The 913-nt window shown below is 67.0% G+C and carries 1 protein-coding gene; it reads right to left on the bottom strand.

Annotated elements, in window-relative coordinates; translation table 11 throughout:
- Window positions 1–913: M4 family metallopeptidase (locus tag GT045_RS14650; protein ID WP_161334435.1), on the bottom strand; the 913-nt coding region annotated here is incomplete at both ends.

Here is a 913-nt window from a genome sequence, read left to right as displayed (position 1 = left end):
GTACGTCGTCAGCGCCTTGTACCAGATCTGCAGGGCCTTGTCGCGGCCGATGCCGGTGACCTTCGAACCGTCGTGGGTGGGCGAGTCGTAGGAGACGTCGTTGACCGTCTTGGCGCCGCTGCCCTCAGCGAGGAGGTAGAAGAAGTGGTTCGCGACGCCGGACGAGTAGTGCACGTCCTTGTCGCCGACGTCCGCCGACCAGTAGTCGGCGGAGCCGCCGTCCTTGCTGGGCTTGTCCATGTAGCGCAGCGGGGTGCCGTCGCCGTTGATGTCGATCTTCTCGCCGATGAGGTAGTCACCGACGTCGGAGGAGTTGTTCGCGAAGAACTCGACACCGGTGCCGAAGATGTCGCTGGTGGCCTCGTTCAGGCCGCCGGACTCGCCCGAGTACTCCAGCCCCGCGGTGTTGGAGGTGACACCGTGGCTCATCTCGTGGCCGGCGACGTCGAGCGCGGTCAGCGGGTCGGAGTCGGCGGTCCCGTCCCCGTAGGTCATGCAGAAGCAGCTGTCGTCCCAGAACGCGTTCACGTACGCCTTGCCGTAGTGCACACGCGAGTAGGCGCCGACGCCGTCGTTCTTGATGCCGCTGCGCTTGAAGGTGCTCTTGTAGAAGTCCCAGGTCTCCTGGGCGCCGTAGGCGGCGTCGGCGGCCGCCGTGGCCGCGTTGGAGACCTTCCCGTCGCCCCAGGTGTCCTCGGACTGGGAGAACAGGGTGCCGGTGCCCGAGGTGCCGTGGGCGAGGTCGTAGGTCTTGTGGCCGCCGCGCGAGGCGTCGGTGAGGGTGTACGACGAGCCGGACTGCGTGGTCGTCAGGTCCACCTTGCCGCTGTAGTGCGTGTTGCCGACGCCGGTCTCGATGCCCTGGTACTCGTAGAGCTTCTTGCCGGTGGCGGCGTCGGTGACGACGTGCAGC

This window comes from Streptomyces sp. SID486 (assembly GCF_009865385.1).
Classification (GTDB): domain Bacteria; phylum Actinomycetota; class Actinomycetes; order Streptomycetales; family Streptomycetaceae; genus Streptomyces.
Note: the sequence above shows the minus strand (reverse complement) of the source record. Positions and strands in the feature narration are given on the sequence as shown.